This is a genomic window from Archangium lipolyticum (assembly GCF_024623785.1).
GTDB classification, from domain to species: Bacteria; Myxococcota; Myxococcia; order Myxococcales; family Myxococcaceae; genus Archangium; species Archangium lipolyticum.
Window position 1 is genome coordinate 56,420 of sequence record NZ_JANKBZ010000034.1, and the last position, 18,123, is coordinate 74,542.

Annotated in this window: 17 protein-coding genes; 7 read left to right on the forward strand and 10 right to left on the reverse strand. The window is 70.3% G+C overall.

From position 1 onward, the window contains the following. Nucleotides 1–8: 8 nt before the first annotated feature. The 3 genes from leuS to NR810_RS42855 all read right to left on the reverse strand — a co-directional run bounded on the left by leuS (nt 9) and on the right by NR810_RS42855 (nt 3,693). Nucleotides 9–2,507 carry a leucine--tRNA ligase gene (leuS, locus tag NR810_RS42845; RefSeq protein WP_257461189.1) on the reverse strand — a complete coding sequence of 833 codons (2,499 nt, stop codon included), beginning with the start codon at nt 2,505–2,507 and terminating at the stop codon, nt 9–11. A gap of 129 nt (nt 2,508–2,636) precedes the next feature. Continuing rightward, nucleotides 2,637–3,020, reverse strand: a complete 384-nt coding sequence (locus NR810_RS42850; RefSeq protein ID WP_257461190.1) for a response regulator — start codon at nt 3,018–3,020, stop codon at nt 2,637–2,639. A 28-nt stretch (nt 3,021–3,048) separates the two neighbouring features. Continuing rightward, complete coding sequence (locus tag NR810_RS42855; protein ID WP_257461191.1) at nt 3,049–3,693, reverse strand: hypothetical protein; 645 nt, start codon at nt 3,691–3,693, stop codon at nt 3,049–3,051. Between the two features lie 155 nt (nt 3,694–3,848). Between NR810_RS42855 and NR810_RS42860 the strand changes: the two genes are divergently transcribed. The 3 genes from NR810_RS42860 (at nt 3,849) to NR810_RS42870 (ending at nt 6,620) form a co-directional block, all read left to right on the forward strand. Next, entirely contained in the window at nt 3,849–4,661 is an 813-nt protein-coding gene (locus NR810_RS42860) for an Fpg/Nei family DNA glycosylase (protein WP_257461192.1), read from the forward strand. A 104-nt stretch (nt 4,662–4,765) separates the two neighbouring features. Beyond that, nucleotides 4,766–5,257 (forward strand): PilZ domain-containing protein, encoded by a 492-nt coding sequence (locus NR810_RS42865; RefSeq protein ID WP_257461193.1) that lies wholly within the window; start codon nt 4,766–4,768, stop codon nt 5,255–5,257. A 148-nt stretch (nt 5,258–5,405) separates the two neighbouring features. Further along, the gene (locus tag NR810_RS42870; RefSeq protein ID WP_257461194.1) at nt 5,406–6,620 is read left to right on the forward strand and encodes a hypothetical protein; all 1,215 of its coding nucleotides are present in this window, start codon (nt 5,406–5,408) and stop codon (nt 6,618–6,620) included. A gap of 4 nt (nt 6,621–6,624) precedes the next feature. Here the strand turns inward: NR810_RS42870 and NR810_RS42875 are convergent, their stop codons facing one another. Continuing rightward, nucleotides 6,625–7,800, reverse strand: coding sequence for a tRNA-uridine aminocarboxypropyltransferase (locus NR810_RS42875; RefSeq protein ID WP_257461195.1), 1,176 nt, complete (start codon nt 7,798–7,800; stop codon nt 6,625–6,627). A 183-nt stretch (nt 7,801–7,983) separates the two neighbouring features. On the opposite strand from NR810_RS42875, the gene NR810_RS42880 reads away from it, so the two are divergent. From NR810_RS42880 to NR810_RS42895, 4 genes are all read left to right on the forward strand, one after another. Next, entirely contained in the window at nt 7,984–8,949 is a 966-nt protein-coding gene (locus NR810_RS42880; protein WP_257461196.1) for an aldo/keto reductase, read from the forward strand. Between the two features lie 87 nt (nt 8,950–9,036). Next, nucleotides 9,037–9,432, forward strand: a complete 396-nt coding sequence (locus tag NR810_RS42885) for a response regulator (RefSeq protein WP_257461197.1) — start codon at nt 9,037–9,039, stop codon at nt 9,430–9,432. A gap of 67 nt (nt 9,433–9,499) precedes the next feature. Beyond that, a complete protein-coding gene (locus NR810_RS42890; protein WP_257461198.1) occupies nt 9,500–10,153 on the forward strand; it encodes a histidine phosphatase family protein in 654 nt (217 codons plus the stop codon). Nucleotides 10,154–10,234: 81 nt separating this feature from the next. Further along, a complete protein-coding gene (locus NR810_RS42895; protein WP_257461200.1) occupies nt 10,235–12,319 on the forward strand; it encodes a sulfatase family protein in 2,085 nt (694 codons plus the stop codon). Nucleotides 12,320–12,330: 11 nt separating this feature from the next. Here the strand turns inward: NR810_RS42895 and NR810_RS42900 are convergent, their stop codons facing one another. Genes NR810_RS42900 through NR810_RS42925 form a run of 6 tightly spaced genes read right to left on the reverse strand, consistent with a single transcriptional unit; the run spans nt 12,331 to nt 18,093 of the window. After that, complete coding sequence (locus tag NR810_RS42900; protein ID WP_257461202.1) at nt 12,331–13,110, reverse strand: hypothetical protein; 780 nt, start codon at nt 13,108–13,110, stop codon at nt 12,331–12,333. A gap of 1 nt (nt 13,111) precedes the next feature. Continuing rightward, entirely contained in the window at nt 13,112–14,143 is a 1,032-nt protein-coding gene (locus NR810_RS42905) for a protein-glutamate methylesterase/protein-glutamine glutaminase (RefSeq protein ID WP_257461204.1), read from the reverse strand. Next, nucleotides 14,140–15,009, reverse strand: coding sequence for a CheR family methyltransferase (locus NR810_RS42910; RefSeq protein WP_306818990.1), 870 nt, complete (start codon nt 15,007–15,009; stop codon nt 14,140–14,142). Before NR810_RS42910 ends, NR810_RS42905 begins: the two co-directional genes overlap by 4 nt. Nucleotides 15,010–15,032: 23 nt before the next feature. Continuing rightward, entirely contained in the window at nt 15,033–17,009 is a 1,977-nt protein-coding gene (locus tag NR810_RS42915; RefSeq protein WP_257461208.1) for a HEAT repeat domain-containing protein, read from the reverse strand. Beyond that, a complete protein-coding gene (locus NR810_RS42920) occupies nt 17,006–17,533 on the reverse strand; it encodes a chemotaxis protein CheW (RefSeq protein WP_257461209.1) in 528 nt (175 codons plus the stop codon). Before NR810_RS42920 ends, NR810_RS42915 begins: the two co-directional genes overlap by 4 nt. Continuing rightward, nucleotides 17,530–18,093, reverse strand: a complete 564-nt coding sequence (locus NR810_RS42925) for a chemotaxis protein CheW (protein ID WP_257461211.1) — start codon at nt 18,091–18,093, stop codon at nt 17,530–17,532. The genes NR810_RS42920 and NR810_RS42925 overlap by 4 nt, the downstream gene beginning before the upstream one ends. Nucleotides 18,094–18,123: the final 30 nt, after the last annotated feature.

Here is an 18,123-nt window from a genome sequence, read left to right on the forward strand (position 1 = left end):
CCTCCGTCTCAGCCGACGACGAAGTTCACCAGCCGCTTGGGCACGAAGACGAACTTGCGCAGCGTCTTGCCCGCCATGGCGGCCTGTACCCGCTCATCGGCCTCGGCCGCGGCGCGCACGTCCGCCTCGGCCGCGTCCGCCGACACGCGGATCTCCGCGCGCAGCTTGCCATTCACCTGCACCGCGTACGGAATCACGTCGTCCACCACCAGGGCCGGGTCGAACTCCGGCCAGCCCTGCGTCACGGTGAGCTCCTTGGAGCCGTAGGCCTCGGCGATCTCGTCGGCCAGGTGCGGGGCGAACGGCGTCAGCACCACCGTCAGCGTCCGGATGGCCTCGACCATGGCCGCCTTCTCCGCGGCCGTCTCCGGCGTGCCCAGCGCGTACAGCGCGTTCACGTACTCCATGGTGCCGGCGATGGCCGTGTTGAAGGACAGGCGCTCGATGGCCTCCCCCACCCGCTTCAGGCACTTGTGCGCGGCGCGGCGGATCTCCAGCGCCTTGCCCTCGAAGGCCCCCGTGTGCGTGGCCCCGACCGCGCCCTGGTGCTGCACGGCCAGCGTCCACACCCGCTTCAGGAAGCGGAAGGCGCCCTCCACCTGGTCATCGGACCAGTCGAAGTCACGCTCCGGCGGGCCGGCGAACAGCACGTAGGTGCGCGCGGTGTCGGCGCCGTACTTGGACACGATGGAGGCGGGCGCCACCACGTTGCCCCAGCGCTTGGACATCTTCCGCCCGTCCGGGCCGTTGACGATGCCCTGCGTCACCAGCCGCGTGACGGGCTCGTCCACCGGGCTCAGCCCCAGCAGCTTCATCACGCGGGTCCAGAACCGGAAGTACAGCAGGTGCATCACCGCGTGCTCGGGGCCGCCCACGTACACGTCCACCGGCAGCCAGCGCTGGGCCTCCTTCGGATCGAAGGGCGCCGCGTCGAACTTCGGCGACAGGTAGCGCGCGAAGTACCAGCAGGAGTCGACGAAGGTGTCCATCGTCTCCGTCTCACGCCTCGCGGGGCCGGAGCACTTGGGGCAGGTAGTGTTCACCCACGAGGGCACCTTGGCCAGGGGCGGCTCGCCCTTGCCCGTCAGCACCGCCTGGGTGTCGATCTCCGGCAGGCGCACCGGCAGCTGCGCCAGGGGCACCGGCTGGCCCTTGCGCTCCGGGTCGCACTTCTCGCAGTAGACGATGGGGATGGGCGTGCCCCAGTAGCGCTGGCGGCTGAAGCCCCAGTCCTTCTGGCGGTACGTCACCTTGGGCTCGCCGCGGCCCTCGGCCTTCAGCTTCGCGCCCATCTTCTGGCGCGCCTCGGCCGAGCTCAGACCGGTGTACTCACCCGAGTCCGCCAGCACGCCGTCCTCGGTGTACGCCGCCTCCAGCGCATCTCCCGACGGCAGCTTGTCACCCGAGGCCGGCTGCACCACCACCTTCACCGGCAGGCCGAACTTGCGCGCGAACTCGAAGTCGCGCTCGTCGTGCGCCGGCACGCTCATCACCGCGCCCGTGCCGTAGTCGGACAGCACGAAGTTGGCGATCCAGATGGGCACCGGCTGGCCGGTGAACGGGTTGATGGCGTGGGCGCCCGTGAAGACACCCTCCTTCGTGGCGCCCTCGGCGGTGCGGTCCGTCTTGGAGACGGCCGCCATCTTCTTCACGAAGGCCTCCACCTCGGCGCGCTGCGCGGGCGTGGTGATCTGCGACACCAGCTTGTGGTCCGGCGCCAGCACCACGTAGGTGCAGCCGTGGATGGTGTCCACGCGCGTGGTGAAGACGCGGATGCGCGCACTCCCGCCCTGGACGTCGAAGTCCGCCTCCACACCCTCGGAGCGGCCGATCCAGTTGCGCTGCATGGAGGTGATGCGCTCGGGCCACTCCTTCAGCTGATCCAGCCCGTCCAGCAGCTCCTGCGAGTACTTCGTGATGCGGAAGGACCACTCGGGCAGCTCCTTGTCCACCACCGGGGACTCGCAGCGCTCGCACGTGCCTTCCTTCACCTGCTCGTTGGCGATGACCGTCAGACAGCCCGTGCACCAGTTCACCTTGCTGAACCGGCGGTACACCAGCCCGCGCTCCAGCATCTGGATGAAGAACCACTGGTTCCAGCGGTAGTACTCGGGCTCGCTGGTGTTGACCTCGCGGTTCCAGTCGTAGCTGTAGCCCAGCGAGCGGATCTCCTTCTTGAAGGAGTCGATGTTCTCCCGGGTACGCACCGCCGGATGCACACCGTCCTTGATGGCCGCGTTCTCCGCCGGCAGACCGAAGGCGTCCCACCCCATGGGGTGCAGCACGTCGTAGCCCTTCATCTGGAAGAAGCGCGCGTACACGTCCCCGATGAGGTAGTTGCGCACGTGCCCCATGTGCATCTTCCCGCTGGGGTACGGCAGCATCTCGAGGATGTACTTCTTCGGAGCCCCCGGACGCTTGCCCGCCCGGAACACCCCCGCCTCTTCCCAACGGGTCTGCCACTTCTGCTCGATTGCCTGCGGCTCGTAACGCTCGTTCATGGCCATGACGGGGTGCGTCTTAGTGGGACGCCAGCCCCCAGGCAACAGCAGACGCGCCAGTCCGTGTCCCACTGACGGCTGGAGCACGGGGCCAGGGGCCAGCCCTGGGACGAGCACTCCCCCGGCGGGCCACCGTCATTCGAGGCGCAACAGGCTCTTCACCGTGTCCTGGACGACCTTGGACTGCACGGGCTTGATCAGGTAGGCGCTGGCCCCGAGCGCCATGGCGCGCTCCCGGTCCTCGACGGCGGACTCGGTGGTGATGACCACGATGGGGACGGAACGGTACGCGTCCGTCTGCCGGAGGTGGCGGATGAGCTTGAGCCCATCCATCAACGGCATGTTGATGTCGGTGAGGACGAGATCGTACCGCCCCTGGGTGAGCTTCTTGAGGCCCTCGGCCCCATCCTGGGCCTCGTCGGTATGGACCCACGTGCCCAGGCGCTGCAGCGCGTACATGAGGCTGCGCCGCATGGGCATGGAGTCGTCCACCACGAGCGCACGGATCTGCTGCGTCATGGTGGACACCATAGCACCCGCCGGGCGCTTACAGGGTCTTGTCCTCGCAGGCGGAGGCGCCACAACCGTAGGCACGGCTCTCCACGCGCTCGACCACCTGCGCGAGCGGCTTGCACTCGGGCTCCGTCCTCAGCAGCCGCCACCGCTTCACCATCAGCTGCTCGTCGTAGTGCGGGATGTCGCTGAGGTGCGCGGGCAGGCGCACGTACGGCTGGGTCCGGGTCTCCCCCACCGTGGTCGTCGCCACCTCTCCGGGGCTCGACGCGACGGTCACCTGGGGCACGTGGACATGCATCGGCGCCCGCATCGGGAAGTGGGGCCGCTGCAACGTCTTGCTCTCCACCGCCACGACGGGCAGGTAGTGGGTCCGGCACTCCAACCGTTGCCCGTTGTCCTCGGCCGCGTACACCACGTCTACGTCACTCAGGTACTTCGCCCCGGAGGCCTCGGCCTGGGCCAGCAGCTTGAGCACCGACGCGTCCTCCTCCTCGCCCAGCGGCATCGCCAGCGACCACGCCGGCTGCCCCGTCTTCACCGCGTCGCGCTCCGTGACCACGACCACGCGCTGCTCGCCCTCTCCGGGAACCCGGTAGCCCACCGGCGTGTGCGTACAAGCGACCAGAGCCGGAACAGCCATCGCGACCGCGAGCAGACCACCACTCCGAATCTTCATTTTCTTCTCCTGTGAGAAGGCAGCCAGGTCAGTGAGCAGGCAGCCAGACACGCGACGTGGACCGCGCCCCGGATATTCACGGCCTGAACATCCAGGCGAGCGAGTTTTCCCCAGACCGACGAGACAGGTCATGTGCTCCGCGTTACCTGGGAGGAATGCCCGAAGGGAACATCATCCACCGTATCGCCCGCATCCACCGCCGGTGGCTCGTGGGGCGTGGCTTCACCGCGGACTCGCCGCAGGGACGCTTCTCGCCAGGAGCCCGGCACCTGTCCGGACGGACGCTCCTCGGCGTGGAAGCCCATGGCAAGCACCTCTTCCACCGTTTCGAGGGCGGAGTGCTGCTGCACATCCACCTCGGCCTCTTCGGCCACATCCGGCACTTCCGCGCCGGAGCACCCCTCCCCTCCTCCTCGTGCCGGCTGCGGCTCGCCTCGCCCCGGGCGACACTCCACCTCGCCGGGCCCCAGGCCTGTGAGCTGCTGAGCCCCGAAGCCGAGGCCACCCTCCGCTCCCGCCTCGGGGATGATCCTCTGCGCCCGGATGCCTCCCCCGCGCGGGCCTTCGAGGCCCTCCGCCGCGGCCGGACGCCTCTCGCGGCCGCGCTGCTCGACCAGGAGCGCATCTCGGGCGTGGGCAACATCCTGCGCGCCGAGGCCCTCTTCCTCGCCCGCCTACCGCCCCTGCGCCCCGCCTCCGAGCTGCGCCCGGCCGAGTTCGAGCGCCTGTGGGAGGCCCTCCGAGGCTTGTTGGAGGACGCGGCCCGGGATGGACGCATCGTCGCGCCCCATGCGCCCCCGGCGCCCTGGGAGACTCCCGGCAAGCGCCGCGAGGACAGGTTCAGCGTCTATGGCCGCGAGGGACAGCCCTGTCCCCGGTGCGCCACATCCATCTCGCGCCAGGAGCTGGCGGGCCGGTCGTTGTTCTTCTGTCCGCGCTGCCAGGCTGCTCGCCGGAGCACGAGGTGAGGTGTAGGGTTGACGCGGAGTATAGGGTTGTCGCCCACTCGTGGATGGACGGAGGAGCGGAATTCCCACTAAGTAAGAGAGAAGCGCGGAGAAGGGGTCACACCATGATCGAGAATCAGTTCATCACCGAGTTCCGCACCCTTCACGAGAAGGCACGGCAGGGACAGCTCGATGAGGCCGAGCGGCAGAGCTACCTGGGCGCTCGCGAGCAGTTCGCGAAGACACTGCTCAAGGCCCAGGGACTGATGCTCGAGGGCCCCGAGGCCCGGCGCCACTACCGCGTGGCGCTGTCGCTGCCCGTGGAGCTCCAGATGAACTACGGCAACGTGTGGACCAAGACCCTGGACATCTCCTACGGCGGTTTCTCGGTGATCATGCCCCACCCGGTGGATCAGGCGGAGCGGCCCGACGTGGTGCTTCAGCTGATGGATGGCTCGACGCTGGCGGGCCGGGTCCGGGTGGTCTCCCAGTTTCAGAAGCACGAGAAGCACCGCGCCTCGTTCAACTTCCTGGATCTCACCCAGCGGGAGCTGGACCTGTTGGAGATCGCCCTCATCGACTTCGCCCTGGAGCGGGTGAACTCGACCCAGCAGTAGCAGGGGACCGGGCCCCTGTTCCCCGGAAGACGCCTTCCGGCAACGGCGTCCTCCTCCCACGTTGTCCCCGTCGATCAACTCGGCGATCCTCCCGGGGCACCGCGCCGTTCCTCGCGCTCCCGCGAGCCCCTCCAAGGAGCCGCCGTCGATGTCCCTGCGAGCTTTCGCGAAGAAAGCCCTGCCCTGGATCGCACTCGCCCTGGCGATCGCGTCCCTCGGTTATTCGTGGAAATGGGCCCTCACGAAGGCTTCCGAGCGTCATCGGACGCACCACGCGTTCGTCACCGGCACCTCGAAGTACATCTTCGGCCTCTGCCCGAGCACTTCGCTCGTGGACGCCATGCCGCCCTGGGCGAGCGAGATGCGCGGGTTCTGCCAGGCCCATCAGCCCTCCTGGGGGAGCGCGGAGCAAGGCACCCCCGGCCGAGACCTCGACATCGAGACCGGCTCGACGTGGCAGGCGGTCCAGCTCGTCTCCAAGCTCGTGCTGGAGATCACCCCGGGCAAGGCGCTCTCCCTGCTCACCCTGGTCGTCATCTCGTTGGCGGGTCTCCTGGGCCCGCGGCGGGGCTGGTTCGAGCGCCCGGACCTGCAATCGAGCTCGCGCATCACCCGCGGCGCCGCGCTGACGATGCTCTCCATCGTCCTGCTCGCGCTGAGCGCCTCGCTCGTGCTGCTCGACTCGCAGGATGCGGTGTCGATGTGCCAGATGACCGGCAACACCTACGCCAACCTGCTCTCCATCGACGCGCGCTGCTCGCAGCAGACGACGCTGCTGCGCGACACCCAGGCCCTGCTCGATCAGAAGAAGGCCGAGCTGGACTCCCGCGCCAGGGAGCTGGAGGACCTCAAGCGGGAGATCGCCTCCCTGGGCGCGATGCGTGACGCCCTGGGCACCTTCAAGACGGAGCTGAAGAGCCAGAGCGAGAGCACCCAGCAGCTCATCATGGCCGTCACCGGCGCCACGCTCGACAGCATCAGCAAGGCCGTGGACCCGCTCCACAAGGACGTGAAGGGGTTGGATCAATCGCTTGGCCAGCTGCGCGGGGACGTGAAGGCCCTGGTGCAGGACGAGCTCAAGGCCGCCCTCCAGAGCGAGGAATTCAAGGACGTCATCCAGCGCGAGGTGCGGGCCGCGGTGCAGGAGGACTTCCGCGCGGTGGTGCGCGGGGAGCTGCGCGACTCGATGAAGCCGCTCCTCGCGGCGGCTCACGCGCCCCCGCCCGCGACCCCCGTCCAGGTGAAGGCGGTGGCCCCGGCGGCGAAAGCCGTACCGCCGCCCACCCGGAAGCCCACGACCCAGGGGACGCAGGGCAAGCCCTCCCCCACCAAGACCCCCGCGCCCGCCCAGGGCAAGCGCTGAAGGGTCAGGCCGCGGGCCGGTTGCGCGAAGGGGGCTCGGTGGCCCGGCCCCGCTCGTCGAGGGCGCGCACCACCGCCTCCAGCGCCGCGATGCGCCGTCCGGCACGTCCCGGCGCCCAGGGCTCCGGAAGGGGCGCCCCCAGCAGCGCCGCGCCCTGCTCCACGCCTCCCGACTTGTGCTTGAGGGCCCTCGCGCACGAGAGCCGCACGTTCACCGCATCGGGCACCGGGAAGCCGTCGCGCCGCAGCAGATCCAACGCGAACGTCGTCCATACCGCGAACTTGTCCCCCGGACGCAGGAAGGCCTGGAAGCGCGCGAGGCCCGCCTCCAGCGGCTCTCCGGCCAGCAACGTCTCCTCCGGAAGCTCCACGTGCAGCGGCGTGCTACGCGCCAACGGCTGACGCGGCGCCAGCACGGCCTCGAAGCGCTCTCCCGTGGAGGGACGCATCGCCACCAGGTGCACCAGCTCGGCGGGAATGCCCTCCCCCGACGGGTGCGCGTTGGCCTCGGCGTAGAGCAGCACGAGGTGCTCGAAGTCCTCGGAGATGGCACGCAGCTCCGACGGCGGCTGCCACGCGGACTTGTAGATGCGCCGGCGCGGCGGCTCCGTCCGCGTCGCCTGGCGGTCCAGCTGCGTGTCCACCATGTAGTTGAAGGCGCGCAGCATGCTGTCGAAGCGCTCCTGCTCTCCTTCGAGCGCCCCCAGCACCTCCACCACCGCTTCGATCGTGGAGACGCAGTGGTCCGCCGGCTCGGCCCGGATGCGGTAGTTGCTCGGACGGCGCGGCACGAAGCCGATGCGCGGCAGCCCCGCCAGCAGCGGGTTCGTCTTCACCACCTTGCGCGCCAGCGGCCAGGTGCCGTCCACCACGATGAGCGTCTCGGGGGGCTGCTCGCGCGCCTCCTCCAACGGGATGGCCTCCTCACCCGGGAAGAGGACGGCGACGCGCTCGGGGCGGGCGGCCAGCTCCTCGAGCCGTGAATGGCCGGAGAAGTCCACGCCGACGTAGAGCTCGGAGTTGGGCAGCGCCAGGTGCGCCATGCGGGCCGTGCCGATGGCCACCCGACGCTCCCGGGGATGCTGAAGGAAGACGACCCGCGTGCGCGACTCCACCTGGGGCACTTGCGCGCAGTAGCAGGTGACCTGGGGACGAAGGCAGCGGAGACAGAGGGAACGCACCTCGCCGCTTTAACGGCATGCCCGGGGGGCCGGCAAGGGCCGAGGTGTGGGATGGGTCCAACCGGGTGTAGGCGCCCGGCTCCCCGGCTGCCCTCCCAAGGACCGGCGTTGCCCTCCGCTGGAAAGCACGGGAGATTGCGCGCCCGCCAAGGCCCGCGCCCCCGCGCGGCAGGAGGGACCTACGTGAAGCTTCGCAGACTGGGACAGTCCGAGATCGAGATCTCCCCCATCGGCCTGGGGTGCTGGCAGTTCTCCGAGGGCTCCGGTCTGGCCGGCGGCTTCTGGGAAGCCCTTCCCGCCGACACCGTCCAGGAGATCGTCGACGCGTCCTTGCGCGGCGGCATCAACTGGTTCGACACCGCCGAGGCTTATGGAAATGGCCGCTCGGAGCGCGCGCTCGCCGCCGCCCTCACGCGCCTGGGCAAGAAGCCCGGGGACGTCGTCGTCGCCACGAAGTGGTTTCCCTTCCCACGCTTCGCCTCCCACATCGGCAAGACGATCGGCGATCGCCTCTCGGCGTTGAGCCCCTTCCCCATCGACCTGCATCAGATCCATCAGCCCTTCTCTCTCGCCACCGTCAAGGCCCAGTCCAATGCGATGGCCGACCTGGTCCAGGCGGGGAAGATCCGCACGGTGGGCGTCAGCAACTTCTCCGAGAAGCGGATGCGCAAGGCCCACGCCGTGCTCGCCGCGCGGGGCGTGCCGCTCGTCTCCAATCAGATGCAGTACAGCCTCCTGGACCGGCGCATCGAATCCAACGGGGTGCTCGCCGCCGCCAAGGAGCTGGGCATCACGATCATCGCGTACTCGCCGCTCGCCCAGGGCTTGCTGTCGGGCAAGTTCCACGAAGACCCCTCGCTCATCCGCAACCGCGTCGGCCCCCGCAAGTTCCTGCCGAGCTTCCGCGCCAAGGGGCTCGAGCGCAGCCGGCCTCTCATCGAGGAGCTCCGGAAGATCGCCACTGCCCACGGCGTCACTCCTTCGCAAGTAGCCCTCAACTGGCTGGCCACCTTCCATGGCGACACGGTGGTCGTCATCCCGGGCGCGACGAAGCGGCGCCACGCCGAGGAGAACGTCGGCTCCATGGGATTCACCCTGTCCCAGGACGAGCTGCGCCGCATCGACGAGCTGTCGCGGCAGTTCCGTTGAATCACACGTGAAGTGTGGGCAACTCCTCCTTATCGAGGGGCGCGAAACGCCATTCAGGTCAGGCGCTCCGGAAAGCGAGGATGCGCCGTGAGCACGGTACTCCTGGTCGATGACGAGATGGATCTGCTGGAGCTCTACACCGACGTGCTGGAAGTCGTGGGCTACCAGGTCATCCATGCGCACGATGGTCTGGAAGCCCTGGAGCTGGCCCGACGGCATCGGCCGGACCTGATCGTGACGGACTGGATGATGCCTCGCCTGGATGGAGTCGAGCTCTGCAAGCGCCTCCTGCAGGACCCGGAGCTCAAGTCCATTCCCATCATCCTGCACAGCACCCGGCGGGCCCCCTGGATTCCAGGCGTCCGCTACGTCCTCTCCAAGACCTGTCCTCTGGAGGAGTTCGAGGAAGCCGTGGCCCTGGCGATCGACAGCACCCTCGAGCCCCCTCCCGAAGTCGTGGAAGCAACCACGCACCCGTGGTGAGGCGAGCACCCGGGCTCACGGACGTCCGCCATTGCAAGCCAGCCGAGGAGCTTTCATTGTCCCCACCGTGCTTGCCCCCACCCATCTGATCGTCATCCGTCACGGAGAGACCGCCTGGAATCGCGAGCGGCGGTTGCAGGGACAGCTCGATGTGCCTCTCAACGCACACGGCGAGGCCCAGGCGGCCGCACTGGGCCTGGCACTCCAGTCCGAGCCGCTCGATGCCATCTACTCGAGCGACCTCTCCCGGGCCCTCCAGACGGCGCGAGCCCTCGCGGCCGGGCGGCCGTTCGCCGTGCAGACCGAACCGGGACTGCGCGAGCGCCACTACGGTGAGTTCCAGGGACTGACCCAGGCCGAGGTCTCCGAGCGGTACCCGGAGGCATTCGCGGCGTGGCAGGCACGGGTGCCGTACCATGCGCCGAAGGGCGGCGAGCGGCTCGTCGACTTCCACGCCCGCGTGGTCGACATCACCCTGACGCTGGCGCGCCGCCACCCCGGCGGACGCATCGCCCTGGTCGCGCACGGCGGAGTGTTGGATTGCCTGTACCGGGCGGCGCAGGGCATGTCGCTCGATGCACCGCGCAAGCATGAGCTGCGCAACGCCGGCATCAACCGGCTCCACAGTGACGGCCACCGCCTCACCGTCACCCAATGGGGTGACGTGGCCCACCTCGACGCTCGCGGGCTCGACGAGGTGGACCAGCGGCGCGTGCCTTGAGCCATCCGCGTTCACTCGGTGGCACTCCCCGGGAGCTTTCCCCCTCCGGAAACGGCGGTTGGAGCAGGCTGTCCACCGCACATGGCCTCCGAGTCACGACCTTCTCTCGCGCGCGCGCTCATCCTCGGTTGCCGGGCTGGACTGCTCGTCTTCCTGGCGCTGTACACGCTTTGCGCCATCTTCAACATGCAGCTCGGCTATCAGGGCAACGAGAGCCGCGTCCTGGAAGAGAGGGTGTGGAACGAGTTCCGGAGCGTGGTGCTCGGACAGGTGGGCCGCCTCATCCTGGCGTACACCGTGGTGGGGCTCATCCTGGGAGCATGGATGGGGGCCGGGCTGTGGGCCCTGCGCGCCAGCCGCCGCACCGTGTTCTGGGGTAGCGCGCTCGCGTGCCTGGTGATGGAGGTGCCCTGGGTGCTGGCGGACATGGCCCACCACCCGCACCTCTACGCCGCCACCCTGTACGAGCGCTCGGCGTGGACGAAGGCCCTGCTGCTCTCGCTCGGTGGCGCATCGCCCGCCACGTGGCGCGCCGTGGCACTCGGGCCCGTGGTGATGGTGACCCTCGCGCTCACCTTCCGCGGCGTCCGCCGCCTGCCCCGGTGGGGGTATGCACCCGTCTCGCTCGCCGTGCTGACGGCGCTCTGTTTCCTGGGCTGGGCACTCCAGGAGGAGCCCCAGATCACCGCGTCTCCCCGCCCCAACCTCCTCATCCTCGCGTCGGACGGGTTGCGCCCGGATCACCTCTCCGGCAACGGGTATGGCCGCGCGACCTCACCGCACATCGACCGGCTGATGCGAGAGGGCACCCGCTTCCGGGAGACCGTCGTCCAGGTGCCTCGCACCGCGCCCTCGTGGGGCACGCTCCTCACCTCGCAATGGGCGGGCGAGCACCCCCTCCGTCATACGTTGGTGGGCCGCGAGGCGCGTGAGGCTCCGCTCACCACGCTCGCGAGCGCACTGGGCGCGGCGGGTTGGCGGACCGCGGTGCTCTCCGACTACGCGGGCGATCTCTTCTCCCGCTTCCGCTTCGGCTTCCATCACGTGGAGGCCCCCGCCTTCAACTTCCCGGACCTCATCCGCCAGCGGATGCTCATCACCCATGTCGCCCTGCTGCCGTGGACGGCGCTCGTGCCCGGCCTGTTCCCGGAACGTGGCCAGCTCCCCGAGCTGACCGACCCTTCGCCCCTGCGCCGCGCCGCGCTGCGCACGCTCGATGGCTTCCGGCCCGACGAGCCCTTCGCGCTGCTCGTCTTCGCGTCCACGACGCACTTCCCCTACTCCGCGCCCCACCCGTACGAGGGCCGCTTCATCCCCGAGGGCTATCGCGGCCCCTGGCGCTTCGGCGCCACGCCCCAGATGGAAGTACCTCCGAACGCCACGCCCCCCACGCCCGAGGACATCGCCGCCCTCATCGCCAACTACGACGCGGGGGTGCTCGCCTTCGACACGTTGGTGGGAGAGCTGCTCGCGGCACTGAAGCGGCGGGGGCAGGCCGACTCCACGCTCGTGGTGCTGCTCTCGGACCACGGCGAGCACCTGGCCAACGAGGAGGGCCGGGGCCTCGGTCATGGCGAGCACCTGTGGGGGAGTGCCGCGCTCCGCATCCCCTTCGTGCTCCGCCTCCCCGGGCGGGTGGAAGCGGGCCGGATCGTGGAGGGGCGGACCCGGTCCATCGACGTGGCGCCCACCCTGCTGGAGCTGCTCGGCGTGCCCGCCCCGGACACCTTCCGGGGCCGCTCCCTGGCCTCCTGGGTCGCGCCGGGCGCCCGGGTCCCGCCGGTGCCGGATGCGCCCGCCCTCCTCGAAACGGACCTCTGGTTCTCCGACCGCGACGGTCAGCCCTACCAGGAGGTGCGCATCCCCTACCCCTGGGTCTACGAGACCGCGATGGTGGACCCCACCACGGGGGACATCGCCCTGAAGCCCGAATGGGAGGCCACGGTGCGGGCCGCCAGACACCGGGGGCTGTACCTGGATCGCTGGAAGCTGTTGGAGCTGCCCACTCCGTCGGGCGTGAAGGTGGAGCTGTACGACGTCACCGCCGACCCGGCCGAGAAGCACGACGTGGCCGCCGAGCATCCCGAGGTCGTCACCCGGCTGCGCGAGGTGCTCGCACGCGAGCGCCCGGGAGGAACGGGTGCCCGCCAGGGCCGGGGTGAGTGAGCGGCCAGACCCTACGCGGCGCGAGGTGGCTCGATGGCGGAACCCCGGCGGTGCTCCCTCGGGGCGTCCAGGAACGTGCCCAGCAGCACCCACCGACGCGCATCCTCCTCGCCGCGCGGCTTCGCCATCAGGGGCGTGGTGTAGTGCCAGAAGGGCAGCCGGTACACCGTCACACCGCCCAGGGTGTTGACGCTCTGCATCTCCGTGAAGTGCCCACCCTTGGAGTAGATGAGCCACTGGTGCGCCACCGCGGGCGTGGCGAACGTGAGGTGCATGTCCACGTAGCCGTCGAAGGCCTCGGGATCCTCGGGGTGGTGGTCGTTGTGCGGACCCGCGTAGTCCCCCGGGCCGTAGCACAGCACCTGGATGCCCCACTTGCGCCGCAGCGCCCTGCCGCTCACCGCCGCCGCGAACGCCGCGAAGCTCTCCGAGTGGAGCATCCCCACCAGCCCCACCTCCTCCGCCGCCTTCCACGAGCGCGAGCGCCGACTCTCCAGCAGCGCCGTCCTCACCCGCACCGTCTTGGGCAGCTGCTCCGCGTAGTTCTCCGTCATCCCCCAGATGCTCTCCGGGGGAATCGGGTCCTCCATCTCCGTCAGCGTGCCCCGCAGCGCCTTCTCCAGCGCGTCCCGGCACGCCGCCGCCTTGCGCGCGTCCAGCACCCCGCCGAGCGCCACGAAGCGCCGCCCCGGTTGCATCAGCGCGCCGCACGCGTCGCGGTCGCGGCCCTCCAGGATGCGCCGCCCCTTGGGCGTCAGCAGGTCCGCGAACTCGGTGGGAAAGGTCTTCATGTCACCGCCTCCTGCGCGCCAGCTCTACCAGCGAGGGGCCGATGTCGCCCAGCGGCAACACGCGGCTCACCGCCCCGGTGGCCACCGCCTCCTGAGGCATGCCGTAGATGACGGCCGTCTCCTCCGACTCCGCCCAGACCTCGCCTCCAGCCTTCTGGATGGCCCTGGCGCCCACGGCGCCGTCCGAGCCCATGCCCGTCAGCACCACGCCCACCGCCTTGGAGCCGAACGCCTCGGCCAGGCTCATGAAGAGCCGGTCCACCGAGGGCGCGTGCTTGTCCTGCATCGTCGGAGGCGGCGTGCCCAGCACGTACTGGCCCGTCTGCCGGTACACCACGAGCTGCCGCCCGCCGGGCGCGATGAAGACGTGGCCCGGTGCCACGACGTCCCCCTCCTGCGCCTCGCGCACGGAGAAGGGCCCCAGCTTGTCCAGCCGCTCCGCGAAGGCGCGGGTGAACTGCTTGGGCATGTGCTGACACACCAGCAGGCACATCGACGGCTCCGGCGCGAGCGACTCCAGCAGCCGCTGCACCGCGGGCGGCCCGCCCGTGGACGCTCCGATGCCCGCCACGAACGCGGGCTCCACCGTCACCGTCTTCGGCCGGCGCACCGGCTTCGGATCCGACGAGCGCACCAGCCGCACCGCCTGCACCTTCTCCTGCAGCTCCCGGCGCAGCTTCTCCACCGCGTCCGGCGTGGGCCTCACCGGCTTGGCGATGAAGTCGAAGGCTCCCAGCTCCAGCGCCTTGAAGACGTCCGTCTTGTGCGCGTAGCTCGAGATGACGATGACCGGCGTGGGCGCCGTGCTCTTGAGCAGCCGCAGGAAGGAGTAGCCCCCCAGCCTCGGCATCTCCAGGTCCAACGTCACCACGTCCGGGTGCAGCGCCATCACCTGGCGCAGCCCCTCGTTGCCGTCGGCCGCCGTGCCCACCACCTTCACGTCTGGCGAGGACTCCAGCAGCTCCGTCAGCAACCGGCGGTTGTGCGCCGAGTCGTCCACCACCAGCACCTTCACCGGTTCCATCAGGCTCATGGCGCGAGCCCTCCGCCGAGCTCCGGCTTGCGATAGACGAGATCACTGCGCAGGTGCACCAACTCGAAATCCGCGCTCAGGTTGATGAGGTTCTCCGAGTGCCCCAGGAGCAGATACCCTCCTGGCACCATCTTGTCGTAGATGTGACGAAGCACCCGCTGCCGGGCAGGGGTGTCGAAGTAGATCATCACGTTGCGGCAGAAGACGGCGTCCATCCGGGACACGAGCAGGCCCGTCTCCGGATCCTGCAGGTTCTGGTGCGCGAAGGTCACCCAGGAGCGGATGTCGTCGCGCACGCGCACCCGGGTGGGTCCCACGTGATCGAAGTAGCGGGCGATCTTGTCCGGCGCCGTGGCCCGGAGCGCGGAAGGCCCGTACTCGCCCTGGCGCGCCACCGCCAGCACCCGGCGCGAGATGTCCGTGCCGTGCACCTCCACGTCCCAGCCATCGAAGCGCCCGCTGTCCTTGACCAGCATGGCCACCGTGTAGGCCTCCTCCCCGGACGAGCACCCCGCCGACCAGATGCGCAGCCGCTTCGTGCGCGCGTTGCGGCGCTCCAGCCGCGGGAGCACCTCCTCGGAGAAGGCCTTGAGCTGACGCGGCTCGCGGAAGAAGTACGTCTCGTGCGTGGTGAGCGCCTCGATGGCCGTCTCCAGCTCGGCGCGGCGCTGGGCGTCGAAGCGCAGGTAGCGGTAGTAGGAGCTGAAGTCCGTCAGCCCCAGCACCTCCAGCCGTGGCCACAACCGCCGCTGCATGACGAACTTCATGTCGTCACGCACGAGGATGCCGCAATGGCCGTAGACGAAGTCCCGCAACAGGCGGAACTCCTCCGCGGACATCTCCGGCTTGCCTGTATCGAAAGGCATCACCCCCCGGACCTCCCAGCTCCTCAACGTCCCGACAGTCGATCCACCGCGTCCTCGAGGGCGCGGCGGGCCAGTGAATCCATCTCCGCCGCCAGGGCGGCACGCGTCGCCGGCAGGCACTCGGGACCACCCGAGTCTCCCAGCACCCGCGCCGCGGCGGCCCTCACGTCCCAGCTCGGGTGGCCGAGCAGCTCCACCGCCAGGGACACGCCCTCCGCCGAGACGGCGCCGGCCAGCAGCGCCGCCTTCACCACCTCATGATCCTCATGGTCCACCGCGCGTTGAAGCACCTCGTCCCGCAGGGCCCCCAACCGGGCCAGCGACTGCACCGCCCGGAAGGCGATGGCCCCATCCGGGTGCTGCACCAGGGCCTCCAGCTCCGCCGCGCGCTCCACCGCGCCGCACTCGCCCACCGCGTCCAGGGCGGCCAGCCGCACCTCCATCGTCTCGTCGCCCAGGGCCCGCTTCAGCAGTCCCGCCATCGAGGCATCTCCGAGCTGGCCCAGCACCCGCACCGCCGCGACACGCACCCGCGGGGCCTCGTCCGCCAACGCCTGGCGCGCCAGCTCCAGCCCTCCCATCGGGTCCACCACCGCCAGCACCTCCACGGCGGTGGCGCGCAGCGGCACGGACGCCTCGCGGGCGGTACGCCGCACCAGGGGCAGCATGCCCGTTCCCCCCACGCGCACCAGCGCGTTGAGCACCGCGGGCTCCGCCCCGTGCGTCAGCGCATCCTCCAAGACCTGGAGCACCTGCGTGGGGAAGCTCGCCGCCAGTGACACCAGGGCGCGCGCCGCCAGCGCACACAGCTCCGACTGGGACAGCAGGCGCGACAGGGGCTCCACCGCATCCAGCGAGCGCGTCCTGCCGAGCGCCTGCACCGCCACCATCTTCAAGTCCAGGTCGCCCCACTCCAGCATCTGGACGAGCTCGGGCACGTACGTGGCGTCCACCATCTCCACCAGCGCCTGTCCCGCCACCTCGCGCGCCGGGAAGGAGAGCCGGTCCATGCTCGACAGCAGCTCGCGCCCGGCCTCCGGGCCGAAGTACGAGAGCGTCCGCACCACCTCCGGCATCAGCCGCTCCTCCTGCGCCACCTCCGCCACCAGCGGGGCCAGCCGAGGCTCGCGCAGGGCCGCCGCCGCGACGAGCCCTCCCGCCTTCAGCTCCCCGTCCTCTGACACCAACGCGGCGGCCACCCACTCGGCCGCCTGGGGCAGCCGCCTCAGCACCAGGCGCACCGCCGCATCCATCTCGGAGCGCTGGGTGGACTCGGACAGGAGCGCCTGGGTGCCCAGTGCCACGAGCGCCGCCTCCCGGGTGGAGCGGGACTCCGAGCCCAGCCCCCGGCACACCAGCTCCGTGGCCGCCAGCTGCGGAATGAGGCCCAGCACCCGGTAGGCGCTGCGCTTGAGCGTGGGGTTGGCCAGCAGCCTCACCACCTCCGGCAGCGGCGGCGGGTGGCGCAGCGCCGCGAGCGACTCCAGCGCGCTCAGCTGCAACAGCGGCTCGGGGTCATGGAGGATGCGCTCCAGCGCGCGCGCCGCGACCCTGCCACCCATCCGGCCCAGCGCCTCCGCCGCGGCCACCCGGACGTTGAGATCCACGTCCTCCACCATGGCGCGCACCAGGGCGTCCTCGGCCTCCAGCCGCCCCAGCTGGCCGAGGATGTCGGCGGCGAACTTCCGCTGGTCCGGATCCGGGTGCAGCAGCAGCCGCACCAGCGGCCCCACGGCGTGCTCGCCCATGGCCGACAGCGACTCCGCCGCCGCGTTGCGCGCGCCCGTCTCGTCGCGCTCTCCCAGCACGGAGACGAGCCGCTCCACCACCGCCTCGCGCTCCGGCAGCCGGGTGAGTCCCTCCGCCGCGGCACGGCGCACACGCCAGCTCTCGTCATGGAGCCCGGCCACGAGCTCCTCGCGCGCATCCGGCGAGGACACGTCCAGCTCCAGCAGGGCCCGGTAACGCGCCTCCTCTGCGTTCCGCCCCTCTTCCATCATCCGTTCATCCTCCGGCCGGTGTCGCGCACCAGCTCCGCCAGCAGCAGCGCCTTCACGTCCAGCAGCAGCTTGAGCCGCTCCGGCGGGCCGCACACCCCCACCACGAAGGGCGCCGGGCCCACCGCGCCAATGGCTGGGGCGGGTTTGATCTCACTGCGCCGCATGCGCACCACCTCGGAGACCCGGTCCACGACGAGGGCCACGCGCCTGCGGCCCAGCCAGCACACCAGCAGCCGCGTCTTGGGAGTGGCCGGCGGGGCCTCTCCGCCGAGCAGCCGCTTGCGCAGGTCCACCACGGGGATGATGGAGCCGCGCAGGTGGATGACGCCCTCGATGAAGGGCGGCGCGCCGCGGATGGGCGTGAGGCGCTGGGGCGGGAGGATCTCCTCCACCCGCATGATGTCCACCGCGTACTCCTCCGGCCCCACGAAGAAGGCACACAGCTGGACGAGCGGATCCCGCTCCTCCCTCGCCGCCGCCTCGTCGGGCCGGGGCTGTGACAGGACATTGAAGCGCTGTCTCATGCCAGGGCCTGCCAGATGTCGAGCAGGATGAAGAGCTGCTGGTTGCGCCGCCCGAGCCCCACCACGCAGTCGCGCTCCCCGCCGCCCACGCCCGGCGGAGCCACCTCCAGCATGGAGGGCCGCAGCCGCACCACCTCGGAGACGGAATCCACCCAGATGCCAGCCAGCCCGTCCTCCGCCTGCACCACGATGATGCGCGCGCGGCGCGGAGGCTCCGGTGCGTCCGGGCCCGCCACCAGCGGGGCCTTGTCGGTCAGCCGCAGCTTCACCTTGACGTCGTAGACGGGCAGCACCTCGCCGCGCAGGTACATCACCCCGAGCAGGTTGGCCGCGGCGCGAGGCACCTCCGTGAGCGGTGGCACCTTCACGATCTCCCGCACCGCGCGGATGGGCACCGCGTAGTGCTCCTCCTCCAACCGGAAGGCCAGATACTCCTCGGGAGGTTCCTCGGCGATGGGCTCGACCGTCTCGTCGGTGCCGGCCACCAGTTCCTGCAGGAGACCGACGTCCTCGTCCGGACGGTAGAAGAAGCTGTCGAGCAGGACGGACAGGGAGGGCACGGTGTGGAGGATAGCAGCCCTGGGGGAGGT

Coding starts and splice junctions, on each gene's coding strand:
- NR810_RS42895 (WP_257461200.1), top strand. CDS start 10,235: ATGGCCTCCGAGTCACGACCTTCTCTCGCGCGCGCGCTCATCCTCGGT.
- NR810_RS42860 (WP_257461192.1), top strand. CDS start 3,849: ATGCCCGAAGGGAACATCATCCACCGTATCGCCCGCATCCACCGCCGG.
- NR810_RS42855 (WP_257461191.1), bottom strand. CDS start 3,693: ATGAAGATTCGGAGTGGTGGTCTGCTCGCGGTCGCGATGGCTGTTCCG.
- NR810_RS42900 (WP_257461202.1), bottom strand. CDS start 13,110: ATGAAGACCTTTCCCACCGAGTTCGCGGACCTGCTGACGCCCAAGGGG.
- NR810_RS42910 (WP_306818990.1), bottom strand. CDS start 15,009: ATGCCTTTCGATACAGGCAAGCCGGAGATGTCCGCGGAGGAGTTCCGC.
- NR810_RS42870 (WP_257461194.1), top strand. CDS start 5,406: ATGTCCCTGCGAGCTTTCGCGAAGAAAGCCCTGCCCTGGATCGCACTC.
- NR810_RS42920 (WP_257461209.1), bottom strand. CDS start 17,533: ATGAGACAGCGCTTCAATGTCCTGTCACAGCCCCGGCCCGACGAGGCG.
- NR810_RS42905 (WP_257461204.1), bottom strand. CDS start 14,143: ATGAGCCTGATGGAACCGGTGAAGGTGCTGGTGGTGGACGACTCGGCG.
- NR810_RS42915 (WP_257461208.1), bottom strand. CDS start 17,009: ATGATGGAAGAGGGGCGGAACGCAGAGGAGGCGCGTTACCGGGCCCTG.
- NR810_RS42865 (WP_257461193.1), top strand. CDS start 4,766: ATGATCGAGAATCAGTTCATCACCGAGTTCCGCACCCTTCACGAGAAG.
- leuS (WP_257461189.1), bottom strand. CDS start 2,507: ATGGCCATGAACGAGCGTTACGAGCCGCAGGCAATCGAGCAGAAGTGG.
- NR810_RS42850 (WP_257461190.1), bottom strand. CDS start 3,020: ATGACGCAGCAGATCCGTGCGCTCGTGGTGGACGACTCCATGCCCATG.